Origin of the sequence: Neisseria sp. P0022.S009 (assembly GCF_051956675.1) — a bacterium.
In the GTDB taxonomy this organism is placed as follows: Bacteria; Pseudomonadota; Gammaproteobacteria; order Burkholderiales; family Neisseriaceae; genus Neisseria.
Window position 1 is genome coordinate 1 of record NZ_JBQCXE010000116.1, and the last position, 223, is coordinate 223.

A 223-nucleotide genomic window follows, 5' to 3' on the forward strand; every position below is an offset into this window, starting at 1 on the left:
CCGACAACCAGATTGACTTCAAACTGGCCAAAGACATCACCGTCGACAGCGTTACCGCAGGCGACAGCAAACTGAATTCAGACGGCCTCACCATCACAGGCGGCCCGAGTGTGACCAAAGCAGGCATCAATGCCGCCGGCAACAAGATCACCAACGTAGCCGCCGGTAGCGACGATACCGACGCCGTCAACTACAGCCAGCTGAAACAGCAAAGCGCCGCCGC

At 58.7% G+C, this 223-nt stretch carries 1 protein-coding gene; it reads left to right on the forward strand.

The genetic code is table 11. The annotated features are described in order from the left end of the window. Positions 1 to 223 (forward strand): hypothetical protein (locus ACTHUG_RS11695; protein WP_440386937.1); only part of this gene is annotated, 223 nt, incomplete at both ends.